Origin of the sequence: Arthrobacter sp. ERGS1:01, assembly GCF_001281315.1 — a bacterium.
In the GTDB taxonomy this organism is placed as follows: domain Bacteria; phylum Actinomycetota; class Actinomycetes; order Actinomycetales; family Micrococcaceae; genus Specibacter.
Genome location: NZ_CP012479.1, coordinates 1,000,951 through 1,025,052 on the forward strand (window position 1 = coordinate 1,000,951; position 24,102 = coordinate 1,025,052).

At 63.4% G+C, this 24,102-nt stretch carries 25 protein-coding genes; 15 read left to right on the top strand and 10 right to left on the bottom strand.

All coding sequences use genetic code 11. The features are described from left to right. Nucleotides 1-6: 6 nt before the first annotated feature. Entirely contained in the window at nt 7-3,048 is a 3,042-nt protein-coding gene (locus tag AL755_RS08370; RefSeq protein WP_054010610.1) for a bifunctional [glutamine synthetase] adenylyltransferase/[glutamine synthetase]-adenylyl-L-tyrosine phosphorylase, read from the top strand. Here AL755_RS08370 and AL755_RS08375 read toward each other — a convergent pair. After that, complete coding sequence (locus AL755_RS08375; protein WP_054010611.1) at nt 3,045-4,556, bottom strand: arylsulfatase; 1,512 nt, start codon at nt 4,554-4,556, stop codon at nt 3,045-3,047. The two genes, AL755_RS08370 and AL755_RS08375, sit on opposite strands and share 4 nt — an antisense overlap. A 263-nt stretch (nt 4,557-4,819) precedes the next feature. Between AL755_RS08375 and AL755_RS08380 the strand changes: the two genes are divergently transcribed. From AL755_RS08380 to AL755_RS08410, 8 genes are all read left to right on the top strand, one after another. Then, on the top strand, nt 4,820-5,353 hold the full coding sequence (locus tag AL755_RS08380; protein ID WP_150117071.1) for a hypothetical protein: 534 nt from the start codon (nt 4,820-4,822) through the stop codon (nt 5,351-5,353). Between the two features lie 360 nt (nt 5,354-5,713). Continuing rightward, nucleotides 5,714-5,869, top strand: coding sequence for a hypothetical protein (locus AL755_RS23460; RefSeq protein WP_160318873.1), 156 nt, complete (start codon nt 5,714-5,716; stop codon nt 5,867-5,869). Between the two features lie 145 nt (nt 5,870-6,014). Further along, a complete protein-coding gene (locus AL755_RS08385; RefSeq protein WP_337589577.1) occupies nt 6,015-7,529 on the top strand; it encodes an amino acid ABC transporter substrate-binding protein/permease in 1,515 nt (504 codons plus the stop codon). Further along, nucleotides 7,526-8,266, top strand: coding sequence for an amino acid ABC transporter ATP-binding protein (locus tag AL755_RS08390; RefSeq protein WP_054010613.1), 741 nt, complete (start codon nt 7,526-7,528; stop codon nt 8,264-8,266). Before AL755_RS08385 ends, AL755_RS08390 begins: the two co-directional genes overlap by 4 nt. A gap of 94 nt (nt 8,267-8,360) precedes the next feature. Continuing rightward, nucleotides 8,361-9,272, top strand: coding sequence for a glutaminase (locus tag AL755_RS08395; RefSeq protein WP_054010614.1), 912 nt, complete (start codon nt 8,361-8,363; stop codon nt 9,270-9,272). A 55-nt stretch (nt 9,273-9,327) separates the two neighbouring features. After that, nucleotides 9,328-9,870 (top strand): GNAT family N-acetyltransferase, encoded by a 543-nt coding sequence (locus AL755_RS08400; protein WP_054010615.1) that lies wholly within the window; start codon nt 9,328-9,330, stop codon nt 9,868-9,870. Nucleotides 9,871-9,917: 47 nt separating this feature from the next. Further along, nucleotides 9,918-10,118 carry a transcriptional regulator gene (locus AL755_RS08405; RefSeq protein WP_054010616.1) on the top strand — a complete coding sequence of 67 codons (201 nt, stop codon included), beginning with the start codon at nt 9,918-9,920 and terminating at the stop codon, nt 10,116-10,118. A gap of 380 nt (nt 10,119-10,498) precedes the next feature. After that, nucleotides 10,499-11,002, top strand: coding sequence for a hypothetical protein (locus tag AL755_RS08410; protein WP_150117072.1), 504 nt, complete (start codon nt 10,499-10,501; stop codon nt 11,000-11,002). 1,272 nt (nt 11,003-12,274) lie between these two features. On the opposite strand, the gene AL755_RS08415 is transcribed toward AL755_RS08410, so the two are convergent. Then, on the bottom strand, nt 12,275-12,916 hold the full coding sequence (locus tag AL755_RS08415; RefSeq protein ID WP_054010618.1) for a helicase associated domain-containing protein: 642 nt from the start codon (nt 12,914-12,916) through the stop codon (nt 12,275-12,277). A gap of 228 nt (nt 12,917-13,144) precedes the next feature. Between AL755_RS08415 and AL755_RS08420 the strand changes: the two genes are divergently transcribed. The 6 genes from AL755_RS08420 (at nt 13,145) to AL755_RS08440 (ending at nt 16,591) form a co-directional block, all read left to right on the top strand. Next, nucleotides 13,145-13,618: a hypothetical protein gene (locus AL755_RS08420; protein WP_150117073.1), complete on the top strand. Its 474-nt coding sequence runs from the start codon at nt 13,145-13,147 to the stop codon at nt 13,616-13,618. A 20-nt stretch (nt 13,619-13,638) separates the two neighbouring features. Continuing rightward, nucleotides 13,639-14,037 (top strand): helix-turn-helix domain-containing protein, encoded by a 399-nt coding sequence (locus AL755_RS22375; protein WP_082369026.1) that lies wholly within the window; start codon nt 13,639-13,641, stop codon nt 14,035-14,037. Then, the gene (locus tag AL755_RS08425; protein ID WP_054010620.1) at nt 14,030-14,500 is read left to right on the top strand and encodes a hypothetical protein; all 471 of its coding nucleotides are present in this window, start codon (nt 14,030-14,032) and stop codon (nt 14,498-14,500) included. The genes AL755_RS22375 and AL755_RS08425 overlap by 8 nt, the downstream gene beginning before the upstream one ends. A gap of 488 nt (nt 14,501-14,988) precedes the next feature. Continuing rightward, a complete protein-coding gene (locus AL755_RS23465; RefSeq protein ID WP_160318874.1) occupies nt 14,989-15,165 on the top strand; it encodes a hypothetical protein in 177 nt (58 codons plus the stop codon). Next, nucleotides 15,155-15,349 carry a hypothetical protein gene (locus AL755_RS08435; RefSeq protein ID WP_054010622.1) on the top strand — a complete coding sequence of 65 codons (195 nt, stop codon included), beginning with the start codon at nt 15,155-15,157 and terminating at the stop codon, nt 15,347-15,349. Before AL755_RS23465 ends, AL755_RS08435 begins: the two co-directional genes overlap by 11 nt. A 240-nt stretch (nt 15,350-15,589) precedes the next feature. Then, entirely contained in the window at nt 15,590-16,591 is a 1,002-nt protein-coding gene (locus AL755_RS08440; RefSeq protein WP_054010623.1) for an Abi family protein, read from the top strand. A gap of 48 nt (nt 16,592-16,639) precedes the next feature. On the opposite strand, the gene AL755_RS08445 is transcribed toward AL755_RS08440, so the two are convergent. From AL755_RS08445 to AL755_RS08480, 8 genes are all read right to left on the bottom strand, one after another. Then, a complete protein-coding gene (locus tag AL755_RS08445; protein ID WP_054010624.1) occupies nt 16,640-16,960 on the bottom strand; it encodes a hypothetical protein in 321 nt (106 codons plus the stop codon). Next, on the bottom strand, nt 16,957-17,778 hold the full coding sequence (locus tag AL755_RS08450) for a CHAP domain-containing protein (RefSeq protein WP_054010625.1): 822 nt from the start codon (nt 17,776-17,778) through the stop codon (nt 16,957-16,959). The genes AL755_RS08445 and AL755_RS08450 overlap by 4 nt, the downstream gene beginning before the upstream one ends. Nucleotides 17,779-17,812: 34 nt before the next feature. After that, on the bottom strand, nt 17,813-18,283 hold the full coding sequence (locus AL755_RS08455; RefSeq protein ID WP_054010626.1) for a hypothetical protein: 471 nt from the start codon (nt 18,281-18,283) through the stop codon (nt 17,813-17,815). Further along, complete coding sequence (locus AL755_RS08460; protein WP_054010627.1) at nt 18,280-18,621, bottom strand: hypothetical protein; 342 nt, start codon at nt 18,619-18,621, stop codon at nt 18,280-18,282. The genes AL755_RS08455 and AL755_RS08460 overlap by 4 nt, the downstream gene beginning before the upstream one ends. Nucleotides 18,622-18,632: 11 nt before the next feature. Beyond that, entirely contained in the window at nt 18,633-20,777 is a 2,145-nt protein-coding gene (locus AL755_RS08465; protein ID WP_054010628.1) for a hypothetical protein, read from the bottom strand. Next, nucleotides 20,774-22,147 (bottom strand): hypothetical protein, encoded by a 1,374-nt coding sequence (locus tag AL755_RS08470; RefSeq protein ID WP_150117074.1) that lies wholly within the window; start codon nt 22,145-22,147, stop codon nt 20,774-20,776. Before AL755_RS08470 ends, AL755_RS08465 begins: the two co-directional genes overlap by 4 nt. 74 nt (nt 22,148-22,221) lie before the next feature. Further along, nucleotides 22,222-23,190, bottom strand: coding sequence for a hypothetical protein (locus tag AL755_RS08475; RefSeq protein WP_054010630.1), 969 nt, complete (start codon nt 23,188-23,190; stop codon nt 22,222-22,224). 63 nt (nt 23,191-23,253) lie between these two features. Beyond that, a complete protein-coding gene (locus tag AL755_RS08480; protein ID WP_160318875.1) occupies nt 23,254-23,943 on the bottom strand; it encodes a hypothetical protein in 690 nt (229 codons plus the stop codon). Nucleotides 23,944-24,102: the final 159 nt, after the last annotated feature.

A 24,102-nucleotide genomic window follows, 5' to 3' on the forward strand; every position in this document is an offset into this window, starting at 1 on the left:
GCCGCGATGAGTTCCCTCACCAGAGCCCTGATCACCAACGGGTTCTCCGACCTGGAAAAAACCGAGCGGTTCCTTGGTTTCGCGGAATTGGCCGAACTGGACCAGGCGGAGCTGTTGGCCGCCCTGCGCGTTGCCAACAACCCCGATTTGGCGGTCCAGTCCCTGGTGCGCCTGCTCAGCGCCGCCCCCGCCGTCTACGCCAAACTCACGGTGACGGACAAGGAGTCGGGGCGGCAGGAACCCAACGAGGCGCTGTTCCGGCTCCTGGGCGCTTCCGAGGCGCTGGCCGACTTCCTGATCCGGCACCCGGAACACGTCGACGTGCTGGACACCCCCACCTCGCCCGAGCCGGCGCCGGTCGACGCCGGGGAGCTGCGGGCCTCGCTGCTGTCAGCGGTCGGTGCCGACCCGGCGTCGGCCATGCCCGTCGCGGCGGAAACCGGGACGGCGGCGCGGCTGGCCCTGCGCACCCGGTACCGGCGGCACCTGGCCGTCCTGGCCATCCGGGACCTGTGCGCCGCGTCCCCGCAGGACGTCATGCCCCTGGTGGGGGCGGAACTGGCGGACCTGGCCGCGGCCGCCCTCGACGCGGCCCTGGCCGTGGCTCGCGCCGAGGTCGCCGCCGTCTTCGCCCCCGACGCGGTGGCGGGCGTGCGGCTGGCCGTCATTGGCATGGGCAAGTGCGGGGCCCGGGAGCTGAACTATATTTCCGACGTCGACGTCATGTACGTGATTGAAACGGCCGACGGCGGCCCGGACGACGCCGATGCCGTCGCGATCGGCAATGCGCTGGCGTCCGCCGTGTCCCAGGCCATCTACGCCCCGGAACGCGAACCCGGCTTGTGGGAGGTGGATGCCAACCTGCGCCCCGAGGGCAAGGACGGCCCGCTGGTACGCACGCTCGATTCCTTCCTGAACTACTACGGGCGGTGGGCGCAGAGCTGGGAATTCCAGGCACTGCTGAAGGCCCGGGCCCTTGGCGGCGACCGTGAGCTGGGCCGGCGCTTTGAACAGGCCGTCTCGCCGCTGATCTGGACGTCCTCGGAACGGGAGGGCTTTGTCGCCTCGGTGCAGGGCATGCGCCGGCGGGTCACCGCGAACATCCCCGACGCCGAGGCCGGCCGCCAGATCAAGTTGGGCAAGGGCGGGCTGCGCGACGTCGAATTCACCGTCCAGCTGCTGCAGCTGGTGCACGGGAAGAATGACGAATCCATCCGGGTGAAGGCCACCACCGCCGCCATCGGCGCGCTCATGAAGGCCGGCTACATTGGCCGCACGGACGCCGCACACCTTGACGAGGCGTACAGGTACCTGCGCGTCCTGGAACACCGGATCCAGCTGGTGCACATGCGCCGCACCCACCTCATGCCCACGGCTCCCGAGCAGTTGCGCGCCCTGGCCCGGGCCGTGGCCGGGCCGCTGAGCATCAAGCGCCCCAGCGCGGAGTCCCTGCTGGCGGACTGGGCCAAGGTCAAGCGGCAGGTCAGCTCCCTGCACGAACGCATCTTCTACCGCCCCATCCTTGCCACGGCCGCGCATCTGAGTGCCGCCGACGCCGCCTTGACCACCGACGCCGCCCGGGCCAGGCTGGCCGCCCTGGGCTACCGGGACGCGGCCGGGGCGCAGCGCCACATCGAGGCGCTCACGGCCGGGGTGAGCCGCCGGGCCGCGCTGCAGCGCCAGCTGCTGCCGGTGCTCCTGAACTGGCTGGCCGACGGCGTCGACCCCGACGCCGGGCTGCTCGCCTTCCGCCGGGTGTCCGAGGCCCTGGGCACCTCGCACTGGTACCTGGGCATGCTGCGCGACCACCAGGCCGCGGCCGAAAGGCTCTGCCACGTCCTCTCCAGCTCCCGGCTCGTCACCGACCTGCTGGAGGTCTCCCCGGAGGCCACGGCCTGGTTTGGCAACGATAAGGAGCTGGTCCCGCTGTCCTTTGAGACGCAGTGGGCCGAGATCCAGTCCAAGATGTCCCGGCACCCCGAACCGGGGGAGGCCATCCGGCTGATCCGGTTGATCCGGCAGCGGGAGATCCTGCGCATCGCCATCGCCGACTGCTCGGGGCTCTTGGGCCAGGACGACGTCGCCTCCGCACTCAGTGACGCCGACCGGGCCGCCGTGCTGGGCGCCCTGCTCGTGGCGGAATCGGCCGTCTATGCCGGGGAGCCGCCGCTGACCCGCGTGCTGGTGGTGGCCATGGGCCGGCAGGGTGGCCGGGAGATCGCCTACGGCTCCGACGCCGACGTCCTCTTTGTCCACCGCCCCGTCCAGGACGGGCCCGGCGCGGAGGAGGCTGCGGGGGAGCAGGCGCGGGCCATCGTGGCCAAGCTGACGGCCATGCTGACCCAGCCCGTCCGCCCGGCAATCCAGGCCGAACGGGTGCTCAGCGTCGACGCCGATCTCCGGCCCGAAGGCAAGAGCGGGCCCCTGGTGCGCTCCCTCGAGGCCTACCGGGAATACTATTCGCGCTGGTCCTCGCCCTGGGAGGCGCAGGCCCTGCTGCGCGCCCGGCCGCTGGCCGGTTCCGATGACCTCGCCGCCGACTTCGTGGCCATGGCGGACCCCATCCGGTACCCGGCCGTGCTGCCGGACGCCGCGCTCCGGGAAATCAAGCTGCTCAAGGCTCGCATGGAGTCCGAGCGGCTTCCCCGCGGGGCCGATCCGGCCCGGCACGTGAAGTTGGGGCGCGGCGGACTCAGCGACGTCGAATGGCTTGTGCAGCTGTGGCAGTTGCAACACGCCCACCACCACGAGGGACTGCGCACCACCGCGACCCTCCCGGCCCTGCATGCGGCCACGGAGCTGGGACTGGTGGAGGCCGACGACGCCGAACTGCTCGAAGCCGCATGGCGGCTGGCCGGGAAGATCCGCAACGCCAACGTCATCTGGACCGGGAAAACCTCCGACCTCCTGCCCTCCGCACGCGGCGATCTGGAGGCCGTGGCCCGCTGGTGCGGCTACGAGCCCGGCCACGCGGCCCGTTTCGAGGAGGACTACCTTGGCCTGACCCGCCGCTGCCGGGCCGTGTTTGAACGGCTGTTCTACGGCTAGGGCAGTCCCTGGGCGTCCAGCAGGGCTCGGGTGTGGGCCAGGATGCCCGTCACGGGCGCGCCCGTGACAAGCTCGCCGTCGCGCTCGAAGCCCTCCTCGCGGCCCGCGAGGTCCCGCACCAGCCGGCCCTTCCACAGGGCCAGCAGTTCGGCGTATTCGGGGAGCGGGGCGAGGTTGTGCATTTCGCCGGGGTCGGCGTCGAGGTCGAAAAGCTCCTCGGTGCCCCATTCCGAAGCCCACAGATACTTCACATGGCCGTCGGTCACCCACTGCAGGGACTGGCCAAAGTAGACGTGCTCGCCGTGCAGCCACTTACGCCACGGAACTGCCGGCGCCGCCTCGGCGGGCGCCGGGGCCGGCGTCGGCCGCAGGAACGGCACCAGGGAACGGCCGTCGCAGCTTTCCGGAATCGGCACGCCCGCCAGCTCCAACAGGGTTGGCATGAGGTCGCGCAGCTCGACCACCTCATCCACCACGGCACCCCTGACGGCGTCGGCGTCGGACGGGGCCGGGGCCACGATGAACGGCACCCGGGCCGAGCCCTCGTAACCGACGGCCTTGCGATAAAAATCGTGGTCGCCCAGCATCTCGCCATGATCGGAGGTGAACGCAACGATCGTGTCCCGGGCCAGGCCAAACTCATTCAGCGCCTCAAAAAGCCGCATCAGCTGCAAATCGATATGGGTCATCAGCCCGTAGTAGCCGGCCCGGGCGCGGTGCGTGACGGCTTCGGACAAGGTGCCGAAGGCCAGCTGGTGGTTGCCGTTGGTCCGCACGGATTCATAGTGGTGTTCCCAGTCGCCGAGCCTGCGCTTGAAGGCCGGCAGGTCAAGGTACATCTCCATGGCCCAGGCGGGCGGGTCGTAGGGCGGGTGCGGGCGGTGGAAGGACAGGTAGAGGAAGAACGGGACGGTGGGGTCCCGGCGGAACAGCCATTCCACGGCCTGCGAACCCGTCCACGACGTCGGGTGCAGGCGCTCGGCCTTGTCCCAGGGCCGGGCCACGGTGGAATTGCAGCCGGCGCCGTGGTCAAAGTATTCCTCGTCGGGGCTGACGCCCGGTTGCCGGCGCAGCCACGGCACATAGTCGTCAAAGTACTTGAAGTTCAGCTTGTGTTCGGCCCGGGCCGCGTGCAGGAAACCGTCGTGAAGCACGACGTCGTCAAAGCCCACCCGGCTGCGTTCGGGGTACACGTGCATCTTCCCGATGGCCTGGGTCTGGTAACCGGCCTTGCGGAACTCGCCCTGCAATGTCACGGGGTGGGCAACGTCGAAGGGGACGCCCTCCTGGTAGCCGACCCGCCCGTGGCGTTCCTGGGACTGGCCGGTAAACAAGGCGACCCGGGCCGGCACGCAGGTGGGCGTGGCCGAATAGGCGTGCCGGAAACGGGCGCCCTTGCCGGCCAGCTCGTCCAGATGCGGGGTCTGCACATGGGGGTGCCCCTCCGCGCCGAGGCAGTCGCCGCGCCACTCGTCGGCGCAGATCAGGATCACATTGGCTCGGCCCATGTGTGGTTCCCTTCCAGTCACTCCCCGTGGCGGGAACTTGTAGGACATTATCGCTTCAGCCTAGTGCGGCACGATGGCGGGATGCGTTTTCCCTTTGTGAAACCGGCAAAAGTTACGTGACACAGGGGGTGGACTTTAGTGCGCCGGGTGGACGAAACTAAAGAAGACAAGTGCGTAGTTCTCATATATGCCTGCCAATCCGCGCTAGCGCGCGGTCGTTTGGGGCCAAATGGCCGGTCGAAAATTACTCTTGAGGGGTTTCCATGAAGAGACGTCAACCAGTGGGGCACGCTCGGATCGGCATTGCTGCCGCGTTCGGTGCCCTTTTCGCTATTTTTGCCATGTTCTTCGGAGTTGGTGGCGCTTCGGCGGCAACGACCCCGCAGGGCCCGTGGATCTGGCCGCATTCGGCGGTTGTTGCGGCGCCGGCCGCACAGGGTCCGTGGATCTGGCCGAACGCCGTGAAGGCTGACCAGGGCACCCAGTTGGTGCCGTGGATCTGGCCGAACGCCGTGAAGGCTGACCAGGGCACCCAGTTGGTGCCGTGGATCTGGCCGAACGCGGTCAAGGCTGACCAGGGCACCCAGTTGGTGCCGTGGATCTGGCCGAACGCGGTCAAGGCTGACCAGGGCACCCAGTTGGTGCCGTGGATCTGGCCGAACGCGGTCAAGGCTGACCAGGGCACCCAGTTGGTGCCGTGGATCTGGCCGAACGCCGCCAAGGGTGGAACGTCGACCCAGTTGGTGCCGTGGATCTGGCCCAACGCAGCCAAGGGTGGCACGCTCACCAGCGCCTAGCCACCACAGTATGTGGTGAAGGTGGTCGGCCGGGATTCCTGGCCGGCCACCTTTTTCATGTCAGCACGGCCCATCAGCGGCGTCGTCGATAGTGGTTGGCGGGAGGGAGTCGTTGGCAAGGCCCACAATTTAGGTGACTGATTATTGTGATCATGACCAAAGCAATGAGGCGTGGATCACACTATATTTGAGAATGTGCCGCGCAACCCCGCTGAGGGCACGATGAACCACTTGGATCCTGGCCCGCACCACCAATGACGGGAATGGCGAAAAGTTTTGTCCCGCCAGATTTTCGAATTCCGCCACCGGCGCGCCCGTGCCGGCGGCGGCTTCGGTCCAGGAGTCAAAGGAGACCCTGCCATGCCGTCCACACTCACCGCCAGCCGTCCAGTCGTTACCCCGATCCGCACCGATCCCGGCCCGCGCCCCATCGTCCAAACCCCGGTCAAAGTGACGGACCACTTCGCCACCTGTGAGGACGAATGCCCCTACTGCTGGGGCCCGGAAACCGACTAAACGCCGTTCCGTCCCGCGATACGCATAGAATTTACCTTTGACCGCTGCGTGTGGGGGCACTGTCCACGCCGCACAGTGCCGTGAAAACATGCCAAAAAGCCCTGGCATGCCGCCGCGAACCGCACCAAAAATCTAAGGATGGTTCTTGATCTTGAACACTTACCGATTGGCCACCAGACGTGGGAGGGCCGCGCTCGGCGCCGCACTGACCGTCATGGCCCTGTTCCTGGGCATGGCCTCAGCCACCGCCGTGGTCCCCGCCAGCCAATCCGCGGCACCCGCTGTGGCACCCGTCGTCGCACCGGCCGCAGGAGTGCAGGGCAAGACCTTCACCATCGGCACCGACACCACGTTCGCACCGTTTGAATTCCACAACGGCAGCGGCGACCTGGTGGGCATCGACATGGACCTGATCCGGGCCATTGCCAAGGAGCAGGGTTTCTCCGTCAACATCAAGTCCCTCGGCTTCGACGCGGCCCTCCAGGCGCTGCAGTCCAACCAGGTGGACGGCGTCATTGCCGGCATGTCCATTACGGACAAGCGCAAACTGGTCTTCGACTTCTCGGACCCCTACTTCACCTCGGGCATCCAGATGGCCGTGGCGAAGGGCAACGACTCCATCAAGTCCTACGCCGACCTCAAGGGCAAGACGGTTGCCGTCAAGCGCGGCAGCGAGGGCGAGACGTTTGCCAACTCGATCAAGGCCAAGTACGACTTCACGGTCAAGGCACTGGACCAGTCCGCCACCATGTACGACGACGTCAAGGCCGGCAACTCCGTGGCCGTCTTCGACGACTACCCGGTCCTGGCCTATGGCATCAGCCAGAACAACGGCCTGAAGATCGTCACGCCCAAGGAGCAGGGCAGCTCGTACGGTTTCGCCGTCAACAAGGGCCAGAACGCCGATCTCCTCGCCGCGTTCAACACCGGCCTGGCCCATTTGAAGGCCGACGGCCAATACCAGGCGATCCTGGACAAGTATCTGGCCGCCCCCGAAGCCGCGGCCAACACCAGCTTCTGGAGCTTGTTGACCAACAGCTTCCCGGCGCTCATGAAGGGCCTGGGCCTGACCCTGCTGGCCACGGCCCTGAGCCTCGTGATCGCCCTGGTCCTGGGTGTCCTGTTCGGATTTTTCAAGGTGGGCGAGAACAAGATCCTGCGTGCCGTGGCCACGATCTACGTAGCCATCTTCCGCGGCACCCCGCTGCTGGTCCAGGCGTTCTTCTTCTACTTCGGCCTGCCGCAGCTGACGGGAGTCCCGCTGCCCGTGCTGACCGCGGGCGTGCTCACACTGAGCCTGAACGCCGGTGCCTACATGACGGAGATCGTCCGCGGCGGCATCCAGTCGGTTGATCCCGGCCAGCTCGAAGCCAGCCGCAGCCTTGGGCTCAGCTATGCGACCTCGATGCGCCGCGTAGTGGTTCCGCAGGCCATCAAGATCATGACGCCGTCGTTCATCAACCAGTTCGTCATCACGCTCAAGGACACGTCCCTGCTGGCCGTCATCGGCTTCGCGGAACTGACCTACCAGGGCCAGCAGATCTACGCGTCCAACTTCCGCACCGGTGAAACGCTGCTGATCGTTGCCGCAATCTACTTCGTCGTGATCACGCTGCTGACCCAGCTTTCCAACGTCCTGGACAGGAAGTTCAACAAATGAGCCAGCCGAACCCCAAAATCAGTGTCAAGGGCCTGAAGAAGTCCTTCGGCTCCAACGAGGTGCTCAAGGGCCTCGACGTCGACATCGCCGAGGGTGAGGTGGTCTGTGTGATCGGCCCCTCCGGTTCCGGAAAGTCCACGTTCCTGCGCTGCCTGAACAAGCTCGAGGACATCACCGGCGGCACCGTCGTGGTGAACGGCTTCGATTTGACCGAACCCAAGGTGGACCTGAACGCGGTCCGGCAGAACATCGGCATGGTGTTCCAGCACTTCAACCTGTTCCCGCACATGACGGTCATCCAGAACATCATGCTGGCACCCGTGGAGCTGAAGAAGTCCGACAAGGCGGGGGCCCGGGCCAAGGCCCTGGAACTCCTCAAGCGGGTGGGCCTGGAGGAAAAGGCCGACGCCCGTCCGGCGTCGCTCTCCGGCGGCCAGAAGCAGCGTGTGGCGATTGCCCGCGCCCTCGCCATGAACCCCGGCATCATGCTCTTCGACGAGGCCACCAGCGCCCTGGACCCCGAAATGGTGGGGGAGGTCCTGCAGGTCATCAAGGACCTGGCCAAGGAAGGCATGACCATGGTGGTGGTCACGCACGAGATGGGCTTCGCCCGCGAAGTCTCCGACAGGGTCATCTTCATGGCGGACGGCTTCATCTGCGAGGAAGGCACCCCGGAGGCCATCTTCTCCAACGCACAGCAGCCGCGCCTGCAGGACTTCCTGGCCAAGGTCCTCTAGCCTGCTTGAGGGGGTGGCCGTCGCCGGCGGCCACCCCCGGCCGCAGCGTCCGGCGTGCGGCCGCCCCAACACTCCCAACGGGACGAGGAATCGCATGGACATGCAGGCCACCCTGGAGGAGATCGTGAAAGCCGTGGCGCCGCTGAAGGGCCAGGGCACCGTGGCGTCCTACATTCCCAGCCTGGGCGGCGTCCCGCCGGAAAAGTTCGGGATCTGCGTGGCCATGGCCGACGGCCCCGTGTACGGTGCGGGGGACTGGCATGAGCCGTTCTCCATCCAAAGCATCTCCAAGGTGTTCTCGCTGGCCCTGGTCATGGCCCGCGACTACGACTCCATCTGGAAGCGTGTGTTCCGTGAACCCTCCGGCACGCCGTTCAACTCACTGGTCCAGTTGGAGGCCGACAAGGGGATCCCGCGCAACCCGTTCATCAACGCCGGGGCCATTGTGGTCACCGACCGGCTGCTGACGCTCACGGGCGACGCCGCCGGCTCCATCCGCGGCCTGCTCCGCCAGGAGGCCGGCAACCCCACGATCGACATCGACGCCACGGTGGCCGCCTCGGAGGCCCGGCACGGGCACCGGAACGCCGCCATGGCGCACCTGCTGGCCAGCTTCGGCAACCTGGAAAACCCCGTCGACGACGTCCTGGCCAACTACTTCGACCAATGTGCGTTGGCCATGTGCTGCGAAGACCTGGCCCTGTCGGCGAGGTTCCTGGCCCGCCAGGGAGTATCCACGGGCGGGTCGCCGTTCCTGAGCCCCAACCAGAGCAAGCGGGTCAACGCCGTCATGCTCACCTGCGGAACCTACGACGCGGCGGGGGAGTTCGCCTACCGGGTGGGGCTGCCCGGCAAGAGCGGGGTGGGCGGCGGCATCGTCGCCATTGTTCCGGGCCGCTGTTCCATCGCGGTCTGGGGGCCCGAGCTGGATGCCAACGGAAACTCGGTGGTTGGTACGGCCGCCCTCGATGAGTTCACCACCCGCACCGGCTGGTCGGTCTTCTAGTCTCGGTGGTTGAGCCTGTCGAAACCCCGGGCCGGCACCCGGCTACGATTTATCCATGACCACTACCGCCGGCTCCGTGACCCTGCAGCCCCTCAAAGCGTCCGACGGCGTCCACCGGGAGCGGCTGCTGGCCGGCATTGCCGCCCTGGAGCTGGCTCCCGGCCAGGACGCCTTCGTGGGCGACCCTGTCGGCATGGTCGACGCATCCCTGGCAGACCCCTCCCGCCATCCCTTCGCCATCGTTGCGGGCACGCCCGACGAAGTGGTGGGCATGGGCGTGCTCCATGTGGACGCGGCCACCGACACTGGCTGGCCGGATAGGGACAGCGCCGTGCTGTTGCGCGGATTCCTGATAGACCACCGCCATCAGGGCCGCGGGTACGGCAGGGAGGCTACCGCGGCCGCCGTCGGGCTCGCCGAGGAACTGGCGCGGGAGTTGGCGCTTCCGGCGGCCGGCGTCGTGCTGGGTGTCAACGAGCGCAACCTGGCCGGCTACGCGGCTTACACAAAAGCGGGTTTTGCGCCCCGCGGAACCTTCCATGGCGGCCGGTCCGGTCCGCAACACATCATGTTCCGTCCGTTCGTCAACAAACATTGACGCGCCTCCTGGCGTCAACTATTGTTGACGCCAGGAGGCGCGTGGAAATGAACACTGTGGTGGGATCGATGGACGGCAAGGGACCCGCGGAGGCGCTGTATGCCGTGGCCGAGGCGCGCAAGGATCTGGCCCGCACGGAATCGGAAATGGTGGCCCGGGCCCGGGCTGCCGGGCTGTCCTGGGAAGCAATTGCGCTGTGCCTGGGGGTCAGCAAGCAGGCCGTGCACAGGAAGTTCGGGAAACGCTAAGGAACATGCTTAGGGGCCGTCGTCGTGCAGTTGCCTTAAAAAGTTGAGGGGCGGATCCCCACCAAATATCTGGTGGAGATCCGCCCCTCAATTTGTGGCTGCTAGCAGCCGTAGTAGAGCTCGAAGTCCCAAAGGGTGGTTGAACTTGGTTGGCAACAGCCGACGGCCGCGTGTTCTAGGGCTTTTTGGTGTTGGGGGCGATTGGCTTTAACCGGGCAGTTGCGGACCTCTTGCGGACTGTTTGCGGACTGGATAGCCGACGCGTCGTAGACGGTAAGGGGCCAGGCCGATATGTTGCAAGTATGACCACATCTCATGAAGCCCCTGCAGTGCGGCTCCTCCGGCAGTTCAGCCTAGACTCTCGCGAATGGGAAGACACAGTGACCAAATGGAAATTGGAGCCAATCCTTCTCGAAGTCATGGGGGATCTTGCTGAGATTCTTGGGACACAAGAAACTCGGCTTTGTACTGGGGCAATTAGTCACGACATCAACGAGTGGGACGAAGCGGGGAAGCCGAGGCTACTTTGGGACGAGGCCCCTGTGCGGGAGAAGGCGCCGTGGTTTCCCAATTCGTATGAAGCAATTGTTGTCACCGAAAAATTGATCGTACAAACGTGGGGGTGTATCAGCGGATCGCTTGATGCTGTCCACCCGGAAGCTACGCAGACCTATGCGATCAAGAACCTCGGGAGAGTCTCAAAACTTGCGGGACCAGGCACCATTCGGAGCGATGGCACTACTGCCGCCCACCACAATATTGCAATCTCATTCACGGATGGAAGCTCAGTTGAGCTCCCCGTCGGTCACGAAGCGCTGACTGCCTCCGGGATAGAGAAGATGACAGGTCTCGTCGCATCCTTCTATCAAAAATTGAGCGACTAGGTCGCCCTCATGGCAATGGCGCCAATAGCTGAGGGCGAGAGGTGGGCATACCGTAAGGGCCGTCTTCCATTCGAGAAAATAACTGTGCTAAAGGTCGTTTCGCAGAGTGGGCATCGTAAAGTGCGGGTTCAGTTTGAGGACGGGCCGAGCGCGGGCGAAGTTGAATGGGTAGGGCGTCAATATCTGAAAGCGCCGTGGGATCAAAGAGCGGCGTTCGTTGAGCGTGAGCAGCGGTGGGATCGAGCGAAGAGTTGCGCATGGAATGAACCAGCCAGCGTTCGAGAAGCTGCAGCACTTGTAATCACGGAAACCATGGATGGGGCCCTGGCTTACGACCGTTCACACGGGATCCTGCGAACGAGCAATCTCCAAGCCCTTGGAGAATTCGCTCAGGTCGCGCCATCTGTATTGCTCGCCAGTGGCGGGTTCGAGGAAGCGGAATATACCTACCTGCCGTGGCCGGCCATGCAAACAATTGCGGTTGCCAAGTGCAGGAGTAGTCCTGCAGTCGTACTAGACATGGTTGAACGTGACGCAAATGCATGGGGCGAAATGGCAGCGGGGTTCGGATACTACAGGCCATTCGGTAACCGCCAAACCATAGACCTTGAACAACCATTCCCCGAATATGAGACGCAAAAACTTGCATGGGACGTGGTCCGAAACTGGTGCGGCGAAACTGCGCTAGATCAGTGGTCAGAGTTGGCCCGCGTGAGAGGTGACAATGCTCGCCTCATGGAGATCTTGGAAAGAGCCTTGGCCCAACTTGAGAATACAGACAAGAAATACCATGCAGCGCGATTGCGAGGCGAAGTCAGGCGAACGGTCGGGAGGACGTCGTAGAGGTTCACGGGCCGGTAAGTCCCCCTGCGGTCCCTGTTCTGAAAGCTGGCAAGCGCTGCGGCGATCTGACTGCCGTCATAGGCTTGCCTTCGACCAAAAGCTTTGATTTGCGCTAGTACCTCGTGTTAAGCGGCATTGAAGCGATAGAGGCGGCCTTTAGACGTCGTATCCTGGGTCGTAGCGTGTTAGTGGAGAGATGCGCTCATGGCGGTGGATGTCTATCTGGGATGCTGGCCCGCTTCACGGCTCGCCGTTGCTGTGCGGGTCGTCCTAGTTTAAGCGCCCGGTTGGGCTACTTGCCTGTGTGTCCGAGTGTTTTGGGTGCCGCCATTGCTTGAAAATCCCCCAAATACTTACTAGGCAGGTTTGTTGTCTTTTAGGGGTTCTTGAGGACTCTGTCAGGGTTGAAACTCCCTGAAAACTCCCTGGCTATTGGTGGCTGTGCCATCCGGGTAACGCGGCGTCGAGGGCCGCCATGCGCCAGGTGGGGAGTGTTCGATGGGCCCGGTGTTGGGTTTGGGTGTGGAGCCACACTCCGAGGGTGTGTTCGTGGTCGCTGGCGAACCGCTTGTAGCGGGGATCATGGCCGGTGTTGTTGACGAAGGTGACCAGCTCGGCGAGGCGTGTACGCCAAAGGCCGTCAAGGGCTTCCTGCCGGGCGATCGCTGCAGTGTTGGGTATCCAATCGCCCAAGAGATCAAGCGCCGCCTCCATGCCCTGTTTTAGGGTGCCGGCCTCGTGGCCGCGGCGCTGGGTCTGAATCCATTTGTGGACCTTTTTCGCATTCCCGCAGTCCGAGGCATCGGGCAGTCGACCGTGGGCGGCCTTGAAAGTCAGTGCATCGGCGAGGTGCTGAACCCAAGTTTGGGCTGGCCCGTCGTAGGTGGTGCGGGTGGCAGCAGCTGCGTCGTGCCGGGCTCGTGTCCCAGGCTCGAGCCGTTCCCGTATCTGGAAGTGCCGCCAGACTGTATTGCGCTGGGCATGGCAGTGGGCGGATATCTCCGGGATGTTGAGGCCCGCGGCAAACATCAGATCCCATTCCGGGTGCCTGGACACTTCCCAACCGACCATGGCCGAAAGGCTACCCGTTGACGATACAGAGATTCAAGACTAGACATCGCAATGACTATGGGTGCTGAGTAGTTGGGGTTGGAACGCGGGTTATCCACAGGGGCCAAGTGGTGAGCCTAGTACGCGTCTTGCTATCGAACTCTCGATTAGACTACGTATATGCTCCCGCCTCCTATCCCGTCTCGATGCTCGGCCGCTTCAGAGGTCAAGTTTCATTGGTTCGACGGGGTGAGCCAAAATGGCAAAGATCCAGTCGAGGTTGCGGTTGACATATGCATGGCGGCCGTATCCAAAGGCAATCGTCTGTGGAATCCGTTTGCAAAGGCAATGGTGCAGGCCGAATTTCGGCGCCGGATCATTCTTGCGACACAGGGGCTTCTCAAGCCCGTGGAAGAGGTCAAGGACGTAGGGGATAGCCCGCTTAGCGAGCCATTGTATGAAATTCGTTGGCAGGACATTGCCGTCACGGACGCTGCCACCGATACCGAACTGCAGACCTATCATGAGGTTTTGGTGCGGTTGTATCATTCTGAACCAGCTGCGGAGCCGGGGTACTTCATTGGACACCATGCGCATGAAAAGATCATCGATGGACGCGAAACTTGGGAACTTCAGTCCGAAGAGATCCATGTAGCTGCTGGGTACTACCGAATGGGCGAAAACAGCAATTGGGGCATTGTACACGATTGCAGCAACTCGTAAGCGTCTATAGAGTTTGATCTATGAACGAAGACTTCTCTATGCTTGAAGCTCGAGCAGCAGCTTTGGTTGCAAGTCACGAACAACTCATGCGAGAACTCATTGAAATGCGTCACCATCATGGTTTGACTCAAGAACTGGTCGCTGAGCGAATGGGCGTAAGCCAACCCACCGTGGCCGCATTTGAACGATACGACAGTAATCCGACGCTGTCATCTATTCGCCGCTACGCTCTGGCTGTTCATGCACGGGTTCAAAATACGATTTCCGATGACTGCCTTGAGGATGACCATCAGTTTGCCGCTATCGTCAAGCTATCGTACGCAAACCGAACTTCAACTCCAGTGTTTATGCCGCGTAGGATAGATCTTCGGGTTGATTCCTGGGCTTCACCGAAAGTAATGATCAAAGCAAATGGCTAGCGACAGTGACGTTGTAGCCCTTTTGGATGAAGTAAAGTTACTCGGTATATCGTATTTCGAGCTTTCGGCTTCCCGTTCGGAAGGCGCTCCCGAATCGGACGGCGAAAGGCCGGGCGATGGTGAAGAACTTGATATTGAGCCACAGTTCACGCTTGGATTTGCCAAAGCGAACACGGCTGAGCGATTCCAAATTAGGGTCAAGACTGAAATCCAGATGCCCATTGGGGCGATCGTTGTCGATATTGCGTCTGAGTATGAGCTTCAGGATAGTCAGGTGGCTGACGTAACAGATGACTTACTTGTGGCTTTTGTCAACAAAGTTGCGATGATGACACTCATTCCATACATTCGACAGTCCGTGTCAGATTTGACAGCAAGAGTGTTTGAGGTCCCGCTCGTGATGCCTATGTATCGTCAAGGCGAGCTTACTTTTCCTCCTCCGGATGCGGAAGCAAATACTTAGAAACATCGCTGTGCCCCGTCCATACCCATGGGCGGGGCTTTGTGCTGCCCGGGCTGCGTATCCTTGAGCCAAGCAGATTTTCGGGACGTTGGAAACCATTGACACTGGCACCATCGAGACCACGTTATTGGAGTGCCAGGACTATTACGTGGGCGTCGAGTAGCTGTGTGGGTCGTTGTCGGAGGGTGTGCGGTTTAGGTCGGTAAGTGGTGGGGTGGCAGGCCTTCATTCGATCCATGTTTTATAGCTCGCTTGCACCTCTCGCATAAGCGCGCTATAATTCTTACATGAGCAGAAAGGAGGTAAACATGTGGATGACATAGTGGTTCTAGCCACTGCGGTAGTCACCCTAGCAACCGCGATCATCACCTTGATCGACAAGCTACCCACCAAGGGAAAAGGTAAACACCGGAAGTGAGAAAGGGAACCGGGCTATCACAACTAGCCCGGTTCCCGGAACCACAACACTACTCCACATGGGAATCAAGATGAGCAAACAACAGAGAACCCGAATCCTCATCACGGCGCTATCAGGACTGATCATCTTGCTGGGTGCGCTGTACACGGATCGCTTCAAGATCGCCTATTTGGCGCTCGCCCTGGTCTGGTTCATCGTCGCCGGAATCGTCATCGCGTTGGGGGTGAGGGAGCGTCGTGGCCAGTGAGCGGGACCTGGTGAAGCTCCGGCAGAAACGGGCGGCGGCAGAAGATGCCTTTGAGAAGGCGGACGCGGCCTTCCGCGATGGGATCCGGGCCGCCCTTGCCGACGGGATGAAGGCGGCCCAGATTGCCGATGCCACCGGCTTATCTCGCCCCAGGATCTACCAGATCCGAGACGGCCGGCGTTAACCACGAAAAGCGCCCCACCCGTCACCGGGTGGGGCGCTTTTCGTGGGGCACCGAGAGCTGGTGGCGTGCGGGGAGATGGTGCGGTTTGGGGTGGTTGGCTGAAGTGGTGTTTTTGCTCATATATGAGGCAAATCGTTACATCCGGCCACAAGAATCCCTGATATGGTTGCAACATAAACACCGGCCCCGCTGTTAGCTTCTTGCTATCAAGGGTCGGTTTTCTTGTTCCTTGGGGAGTAGATGACTGAGTACGACCGGCCACACCTGAGCTTTGCCGAGCAAGCTGAAGTACTTGAGTCCCGCGGCCTGGACTGCTCAGGTTGTGACGCTCCCGCGGCGTTGTCGCGAATCGGCTACTACCGGCTGTCCGCGTACACCTATCCATTTCGCAAAACACTAGAGCCTGGGGACGATGGCGAGACCCCATACCAATACCGTCAGCCAGACTTTGAACTTGGCTACAAACTCACTGATGCACTCAAGCTCTACGAGTTCGACGGCTCTCTGCGCCTCCTTTGCATGGAGGCGCTGAAAACGATCGAAATTGGACTCCGTGTGCACGTTGCCTACGTTCTTGGGAGGCGTGATCGTTTTGGCCACCTCAAGATTGAATCTTTAGACCAGGACGCTTGTGGGCGCCTGCTCCCAGAGGGAAATACTGCATTTGATGCTTGGACTGCTCGCTACGACTCGCTGAAGCGTCAGGCTAACTCTGAGGATTTCGTCCGCCACTACACGTTGAAGTACGACGGAGTACTTCCTATTTGGGTTGCGGTCGAGGTTTTAGACTTCGGTGGAGTCATCCGCCTATACAGTCTCCTGAACAAGGCTGATCAGAATGAAGTGGCCAGTTACTTGGGAGTCAAGAATGCTCAATCACTGCGCACCTGGCTGCTCAGCCTAGGCGTCGTCCGAAATACCAGCGCTCACCATTCGCGGTTGTGGAACCGAAGCTTGACCTACAACATTGGTAGCTTCAATCCTTCAATCGTTGAGCCAGAACTGCGGCATTTGCGCGCAACCCTTCCAAACAACAAGATCTACGCCCCCTTGGCAATCATGGCCTACATAATCACCCGGATAGACCCGACAACGAACTGGCCGCGTGCGTTGAAAACTAAGGTAAGCCAGAAGTTTCCGGGATTGGAAGCGATCACCCCTGAGAATGCCATGGGGTTCCCTTCCGGCTGGAGAGACCTAGACCTGTGGAATTATTCGCCCCAGAAGCCGGGTATCAAATAGAAAGCGCCCCCAAACTCGTGACGAGTTCGGGGGCGCTTTTTCGTGGGGTCAGGGAGAGTCGGCGGGGTGGTATTCGTCGGTCAGGTTCGGGTCACCGGGCGGCGTCGCGGGCTTAGGTGCGGCGCCAAGTCCTACAGTCGTCAGCCAGCCGTTGACGAGCGGAACAGCCATGAGGCGGGTGATCGCTGCTGCGACGGTTAGGAAGACCGCCAGCGCGCCCCCTGCGGCTTCTGCGGAATCGCCCGTGATCGCTGCAACGATGAGAGGTGCCGAGACTGCCAGGCCGATGACGATCTGCAGCACCGTGCGCGCTACTGCCTTCCACGGATACTGGGCCTGCGTGGACAGAGCGGCGTGCTGGCCGGTCACTGCGCGGCACCCTTGATGGTCACCGTGGCGTCGAGGTCGACGCCTGCGGCCAGTGCGGCGGCGGCGCCCTTTGCGGCGGCTGCCTCGACTGCGGCCAGGTCGATGGGAACACCCTGGCCCTTGGCGAGCTGGCCCACCAGCGAGGTGAGCCCGGCAATGGCGCCGGCGTTCTTCACCACGTAGGTGCGGGTGGCCCGGAGCAGGGCGTAGGCGTCGTCCTTCTCCAGCTTGGGGTTCTTGTACGCCCACGGGTTGGCTGCGGCGATTTCTTCCTTGATGATCTTGCGGAGGTCTGCGGGCTCTGCCATATCAAACCAGTCTTTCTGTGCGGTGGGTGTGGTGGAGTTGCTTTGCGGGGTGAGGTTGGCGGAGAGCTTCGGCCGGAGCCAGCCTGTGCATACGCCGGTGCCCGGGCCGCTGTATGGCAGAGTGCCGGCGTACATGGGTACTTGGAGGAACCCGTCCTGCTGGATGACATCGACCCCGGCCGTGTTCGCGGAAACAACGACTGCGATGTGGCCGTAGGGGTTGATGCCGTCGTCTGCGGTGCCGCCCCAGATGATGACGTCGCCACGCCGCGGGATCAGGCCCGGGTTGCTGGGGTCGTTGGGGATCCGGTCGAAGTAGTCAGGGTTGTATGTGTAGAGCATGTCCTTGGCGTTGCCGGCGCCTGGCCATGCGGACTTCCAACCGATGCCGAAGATGTGTTCCGCGTAGTCCTTGGCCGCGTCCACGCACTGCAAGCCGCCGACATTGTCGGGGTCAGTGGCACGGCCAATCGCGGTAGCAAACCATGCCTCCTGTTTGGGAGTTGTCATGCGCCCTCCTTGGGCAAAGAAAAGGCCACCCGGGTTAGGTGGCTGGTGGTTGTGCGAGGTGCCGGCGCTTGGGGATCCCGGGCGGGTTGGGCATGCCATTGCTATGCCATTCCTCCCACTCCATGGAGTAGGCCCGTTCAAAGCCGAGCGAGGCGTAGAGCTGATCAAACTTGCGATCCATGCGTTCTTCGCGCTCGCCGGCGGTCGTGTTGGCGGCCTGTAGTTTGTCGATGATGGCTTGCTGCGTGTCGAACAGCTGTTTGTCGCGGGCCAGGGCCGCGGCCTTTTTCTTTCCGTCAAAGTCGGCGAGCTGGGCGGCGCGGTCGTTTTTCGCTTTCGTCTGGGAGACTCCCCACGTCACCAGGCTGGTGATGAGAGCGAGGACGATGGGGAGGCCGATCTGTACGGCGACCGGCAATACCCATGTCAGATCCCGGGTTTCGCTGCCGTCCGTCACCACCTTTGCACCGTAGTGGGCGATGGCAGCTAGTCCGTGGAGGGTCATTTGACGATCTCGAATCGTCGTTTGGCGACGATGTCCCAGCGGGCCCCGACGACGGCGCGGATCGCTGCATCGGTAACCGCGGAGGTGTTCACGGCGCCCTCGGTCACGGTGATGTCTTTGGCCACGTTCTGATCCGTGGACGCGAAGGAGATCATCAGGGCATCCGGCGTCAATGGGTTATCCAGCGTCCAGTCCATGAGCTTGTGCGCTTCGAGGCTCATGTCGGGTTGGGCGCCGAGCTTGTACTGTGCCTCCACGGTCATGGCCGCGGAGACCCGCCACACGAATTCCTGGTCGTCGCGGGCGCGGGCGTATTTGAGCAGTTCTGAATCGGCCAAAGGTGGCCTCCTTACTTGGTGTATTTGATGCGGATGCGGGCGTCGTGGGCGTAGCCGTAGCGTTCGTACCCGCCGCCGGATCCGCCGAGGGTGATGCCGCGGTGTGTGCCTGCTTTCCAGCCGGCGAAGGTGCTGCTGTTGATGGGCACCCACCGCCCGGCGGCCCGGGGCCAATTCGCGGAGAGTGCATGCGAATATGTTTTGGCTGGCCGTGAGCCGGTGAGGCCGGTCTGGCCGTGGAATCCGATGTAGGCTGCGCCGCCGGATCCCTGGTACCAGAAGTCGTAGTAGACGTAGACCCACATGGCGGTGATCGTGGCCCCGGACAGTTCCCCGGTGAGGTTCGGGAAGATTGCCATGGAGGACAGGTCCCCGTAGCCGGCCGGTGATTGTCCGGAGTACATGTATTGAGGGTTGTAGTCGTAGACGGCTCCGGAGCCGATGAAGGACCGCATTCCGGTGGCGGACCAGGTTTTGTCGTAGTTCTTGACCGGGGTGGGTGGCGGGGCGGTTGACCCGCCGCCGGTGCCTCCCGTGGCCGCGTCGGAGGTGCCGTTGCGGATCTCGCCCGTCATGGGCGGGGATGCGCCAATGTCGGTGACGGTCATGACCACGGATTGGCCGGCCGGGGTTGCTACGATTTTGGCCCGGCCCGTGGAGATCGTCCCGTAGGAGATCAGCAGCGAGACCGGCCCCGGCGGGGGTGTGATCAGCCGGTTGATGACCACGGGGGTGCGCCGTGTGGACGCCGAGGCCTGGGCCGAGGTGCCGCGGGCGATGACCGGGGATGAGTTCGTGGCCGGTGACCCGTCCTCCTCATATTGGAGGTAGACGACTGCCTCGACGTTGGCCGTGTCCGAGTCGATGCTGATCGGGTTGGTCTGGACCATGTAGGCCCGGCCCGGCTCGGCATCGAATTGCAGGTGCAGGTACGGTTGCGCGGCGGTGCCGGCCCAGTACAGCGAGTTCGTGGCCCTGGACGCCCAGGCGGCAAGGCCCTTGGGCAGTGCCGCAATGGTTTCCAAGATGGATGTTCCTGCGATGGAGATGTCGTTGGCGAAGTCGCCGGACTGGCCGGAGAAGTCGCCGCCGCTGGTGATGGAGGCGACGAGCTTGCCACCGGCGTTGACGACGCCAAAGTAGTCATCGGTGTCGGTGCCCATGCGGATTACTTCCGTGGGGGCGTTGCCGTCGGTGCTGGCCAGGGCCCGGAAGCCGCTGGCGTTCATCTTCGCGTGGGTCCCTGCCGGGTTGCCGGCGATGATGTCCGTGGTCAGTACCAGCTTGGTTTCCAGCAGGGGTGCTGTGATGGTGCCCGCGACAAGGCGTCCACCCACGAGCTGGCCGAAGGTGCCGGCGCCAATGTCGATCTTGGGCAGGTAGGTGGGGTCCATGGACTCGGCCACCCAGGCCCCGGCCGTGTACCGCCAGGAGGCGAGGAGCTTGCCGCCGACGTCGAGGGTCGTCCATTTCTGCCAATGGTCGCCCTCGGCGAACTCGCCCGCGGGCGCGTCCTCGATCGAGTTGTGGATGCTGGTCTTGCCGTCCACACTGATCTGGACCTCTGCCAGGGTGCGGTCAACATCTGTGAATTTCTCGTCAATGTTGATCAGTTCGTCCAGGATCGCGTCCGGGCTGAGGACGTCCGCGACCTCGGCCAAGACGGTTTCGGACGGGTCCGACCATTTGCCGGCCTTCGAGACGGCGACGAGCAGGAAATACCACTCCCCAGAGTCCAGAAGAACCGTGGCGAGGTCTCCGGACTCGCCCGTGATCGTCGCCCGCTGCGTGTCATTGTCCGGGGTGAAGACCTCCAGCTCGGAGACGTGCACCGAGACATGGGAGAAATCCATCGGCGAGGTGGCCTCGTCGAGGAACTTCCCGGACCAGCGCACCTCGACTTGGCCGGTACCCACCGTCAGGGAGGGTGGCGCCGGTTCCGGCGGGATGGGCCCGGCCACTGTCACTGTCCCGTGGGTGCCGTCGAACTGCTGGCCCGTGACGGACATGAGCGTGCCCTCGACGTCGTATTCTTCGATGCTGCCTGTCTCGATCGAGCTCGTGCCCAGCTGCGGCTTCGACAAGGCTTTGATCGCGGCGTCGCCGGCGGTGATTCGATCGACCAGCCAGCGCGCATCATCGTGTAATTTGCTCACGTAGCCTCCACTTTCAAATCCATTGCGCCTGTGACGCAGTCAGTCGTGATGTCCAAGACCCGCACCCAGGTGTCCAGCTGCTTCCATCCGGCGTCCCCCACCACGGGGATCTGGTCCCCGGCGCGGAATGAGCCATAGGGTGCCAGCTCGTGGTCCAGGACTTGCAGGGAATCGAAGTCCCATTCGGCCTTCCTTGCCGCAATGGCGGCTTTGGACGCAATCGAGGCGGCCGCGGTCTTGGTGAGGTCTTTGCGTTCCACCACCACGGCCCGGCGCACCCGGCCAGGGTTCCCGGTGGTGGTTGCCCGGACCATGGCCCGGCCCTCGCCGGCGCCCAGCACCAACACCTCGGACGCGTAATCGCGCTCATTCAGGGGCGGCGGGGCTGTGACGTTGACGCCGATCTCAAAGCGCAGATCGGACCGCCGGGACCCCAGCACGGGGACGCCGATTTCAAGGCGGTGCGTGAGCGCTTCGCCCGACCATTCGGACTTTTCCCGGTACTCGAAGGGAGTGTTCCTGGCCAGATCGTCAATGACGCCGCCGAGGTCGTGGGTATCCCACCAGGTCAGCATGAACGGATTCGCCTCGCCGCCTTGAATGTCGGACTGCTTGGACTTCGCCGCCGAGGTCTCCTTTTTGCGAAGGTCGTAGCCCTTTTTCGTGTTGGCCACGACCGTCCCTGCACTCTGGAGCTCCGCGAAACGGCTGTTGATGATGGCCTGCGGCGGCGTGGTGATCATCGCCCACTTCTTGGTCTTGGCGTTCCAGATGTAGGCCTTGTTGCCGTCGTTCTTGTCCAGCCAAAGGTTCTTCACTGACCGTTTGTCGCCGGATGGGGCGCTGTCCTGATTGAGGATCAGGCCACTGGTCGGGCGCCCTGTCGTGGCCAGCAGTGACTTCTTGGCCACGGCCTGGGTGCGCACGGCCGCTTCGTAAGTGGCCTTCGCCGCCCTTTCCGCCGTCGTGGCCATGGCCACGGCCGCTTTCGCCGCTGTGAGCTTCGGGTCCTCCGGCACTCCCAGGCGGACCGTGGACTTCGCGCCGTCCACGACAACGCCCAGCGCGCCGGCCGGCTTCGCCTGAAGGTTCATCCAGATGAGCCGGACCACGTCCAGCGGGTCCACGCTGGTGCTTGAAAATTCGGCGTCCGTCCAGGGCATCCCGGTCGGGTACATGGAGAAGCCGCCGGCCTCGATCCTGAGGTTGTCGCCGTCCGTGGTGATGGCGTCCACGATGGCCGCCACGGGGTCACGGCCGTCCTGCTCGGCGACAATCATGGCCCCCCACTCACGAATCTGGTCACGGTCCGCATAGCCGAGCGGGATTGAACCGGTGATGGAGGCTGGGGCGCTGACCGATTCCGTCACCTGTGCACCCCCCAGTGGGAGCTCATGGTCAATCCAGGCTCGGGAGGGCAACGACATCAGGTGGAAACGCCAGCTCACTGCGCGCCGCCCCTGAATTCGTAGCGGATCATGATTTGCGACTGGTTATCGATCTTCCAGTTCCCGGTCCCGGCGGAGCGGGTGGCCTGGAGATTGATGACCTGATCGGTGTCTCGCATTGATGCGTCAATGAGGTGTTTGCCGAGCCAGGAGTACGTGTACCGGCCGCCGCTGTCTTCGGCGTCCTGGATGATGATGCCATTCTCGGACGGATCAGAGGACCCGAAGCCGGTGCGGGCCCCGGCCTTGGAGTCCGTACCGTTGGTGCCCTTGGTGTACACGACGCCGGTGACCGTGGCCTGGATCGTGACACTTGTGGCCCACACAGGCACCGACACGGTGGGTTTCTGTGCGGCCGTCAGCGGCCATGACCCATACCCGGCCACCGGCATCACGTTCTCCGCGGTCGGGAAGATGACGAGCGTGTCCCCGTCCTTGAAGGCCTGCGTCACCCGCCGCAACCCGGTGATCATGGCCGCGGTGATCGTGGCCGTGTTGGCCGGGATGGTCACCTTCGCCAACGCGATCGCCGGATAATTCAGGCCCAATTCCTTGAACGTTTTGATCGAGGCCGGCACGCCCTGGATCACGAAGGGGCGCGCATATTCAAAGGCTGTCGGATCCGTCGGTGCTGCCCCTTCGTACTGGGGGTCAAGGACGCGGGCCACCACCAGGTCCGTGCGGCCGCCGGAGGACCCGGTCGGGGCAATGGGGACATCCGTCGCCGTCCGGCTCTGCAACGTGTAGGACTGTCCCGCGGCGCCCGGGTACCGGTTCAAGATCACGGCATTGCCCGGCAAGATTCGCACCGTTCCGTTGGGAACGCTCTGCGCTTGCACGCGCAGATCCGTGACCCCCGAAATGCCTTCCAGCCCGGACGTCGCCGAATACGCGAACCCACGGGCCACTTCCGGGGAATGCTGAGCACCGCCACCGACAAACCATGGGGTCGAGTCAAAAGCCATGCGAGCCTCCTAGGGCAAGAAGAAACGCCCCACCACACGGTGGAGCGTCAAGATGAGAATTGGTCAGATAGATGAGTAGGCGTTGCGCCAGGCCAGAGTGGCGGTCGCGGTCCCGGTCAGGTCCGTCCCGCCAAAGGTCAGATCCGTGGACCCCGAGGGCAGGAGCGTTCCCGACAGCCGGGTTTTGCGGGTCAGCATCCCGGCCACCGATGCACCATCATTGCGGGTCACCTTCCCGGCCAGCGGGTCCACGGTCACGGTCACGTCGTAGGCCAGGGTTCCTGTCAACGCGACTTCCCAGCCTGAGGGTGAGCGCACCCACGGGTCGATTATCGGGCCCTTGAAGGTCACCTTCAGTGGTGTTGCAGTGTCCCCGGTATTGGTGACGCGCCCGGCCCGTGGCGCGCTGCTGCGCACCGTGGACAAGGGCGCAACCAACGGGGCCATCAGCCCGCCCGTCGTCGCCGGCACAATGGTCAGGACGACGCTCGTCTCGGCGTCGTCGTAGTGCCGGTAGTCGTGGACCTTGAAGTCGCACACAAGCTGCCCGGCGCCCTGCACGGCATGGATGCCGCCGTCGATGCCGGTGAACGCACCGGGACGGCCGTACACGCGCCGCCACCGCCCCGCGATCTCGTAGGAGAGCGGGACGATGACGGACGGCGCCAACCGTACAGTCGGGTCTTTCCAAGCAGACTCCAGAGCGCCGGCGGCCGCCAATGCCTCGGCAAGGTCATCGCCGATGGTGGACAAGTCAAACGCCCAGGTCGATGAGCCAAGAAAGTCCCGGCCAGCAATCGTCCCGTCACCGTTAGGGCGGGGCACGTCATCGCCGCGGATCTCTGCCGCGCCGGGAACGAATCCCGTCACGATCAAAGGACCAACCCCGCCACCAAATTCCACCCCTCGATA

Coding starts and splice junctions, on each gene's coding strand:
- AL755_RS08405 (WP_054010616.1), top strand. CDS start 9,918: ATGAACACTGTGGTGGGATCGATGGACGGCAAGGGACCCGCGGAGGCG.
- AL755_RS08475 (WP_054010630.1), bottom strand. CDS start 23,190: ATGGCTTTTGACTCGACCCCATGGTTTGTCGGTGGCGGTGCTCAGCAT.
- AL755_RS08425 (WP_054010620.1), top strand. CDS start 14,030: ATGGCTAGCGACAGTGACGTTGTAGCCCTTTTGGATGAAGTAAAGTTA.
- AL755_RS08395 (WP_054010614.1), top strand. CDS start 8,361: ATGGACATGCAGGCCACCCTGGAGGAGATCGTGAAAGCCGTGGCGCCG.
- AL755_RS23465 (WP_160318874.1), top strand. CDS start 14,989: ATGAGCAAACAACAGAGAACCCGAATCCTCATCACGGCGCTATCAGGA.
- AL755_RS22375 (WP_082369026.1), top strand. CDS start 13,639: ATGAACGAAGACTTCTCTATGCTTGAAGCTCGAGCAGCAGCTTTGGTT.
- AL755_RS23460 (WP_160318873.1), top strand. CDS start 5,714: ATGCCGTCCACACTCACCGCCAGCCGTCCAGTCGTTACCCCGATCCGC.
- AL755_RS08370 (WP_054010610.1), top strand. CDS start 7: ATGAGTTCCCTCACCAGAGCCCTGATCACCAACGGGTTCTCCGACCTG.
- AL755_RS08440 (WP_054010623.1), top strand. CDS start 15,590: ATGACTGAGTACGACCGGCCACACCTGAGCTTTGCCGAGCAAGCTGAA.
- AL755_RS08415 (WP_054010618.1), bottom strand. CDS start 12,916: ATGGTCGGTTGGGAAGTGTCCAGGCACCCGGAATGGGATCTGATGTTT.
- AL755_RS08450 (WP_054010625.1), bottom strand. CDS start 17,778: ATGACAACTCCCAAACAGGAGGCATGGTTTGCTACCGCGATTGGCCGT.
- AL755_RS08455 (WP_054010626.1), bottom strand. CDS start 18,283: ATGACCCTCCACGGACTAGCTGCCATCGCCCACTACGGTGCAAAGGTG.
- AL755_RS08375 (WP_054010611.1), bottom strand. CDS start 4,556: ATGGGCCGAGCCAATGTGATCCTGATCTGCGCCGACGAGTGGCGCGGC.
- AL755_RS08390 (WP_054010613.1), top strand. CDS start 7,526: ATGAGCCAGCCGAACCCCAAAATCAGTGTCAAGGGCCTGAAGAAGTCC.
- AL755_RS08380 (WP_150117071.1), top strand. CDS start 4,820: ATGAAGAGACGTCAACCAGTGGGGCACGCTCGGATCGGCATTGCTGCC.
- AL755_RS08400 (WP_054010615.1), top strand. CDS start 9,328: ATGACCACTACCGCCGGCTCCGTGACCCTGCAGCCCCTCAAAGCGTCC.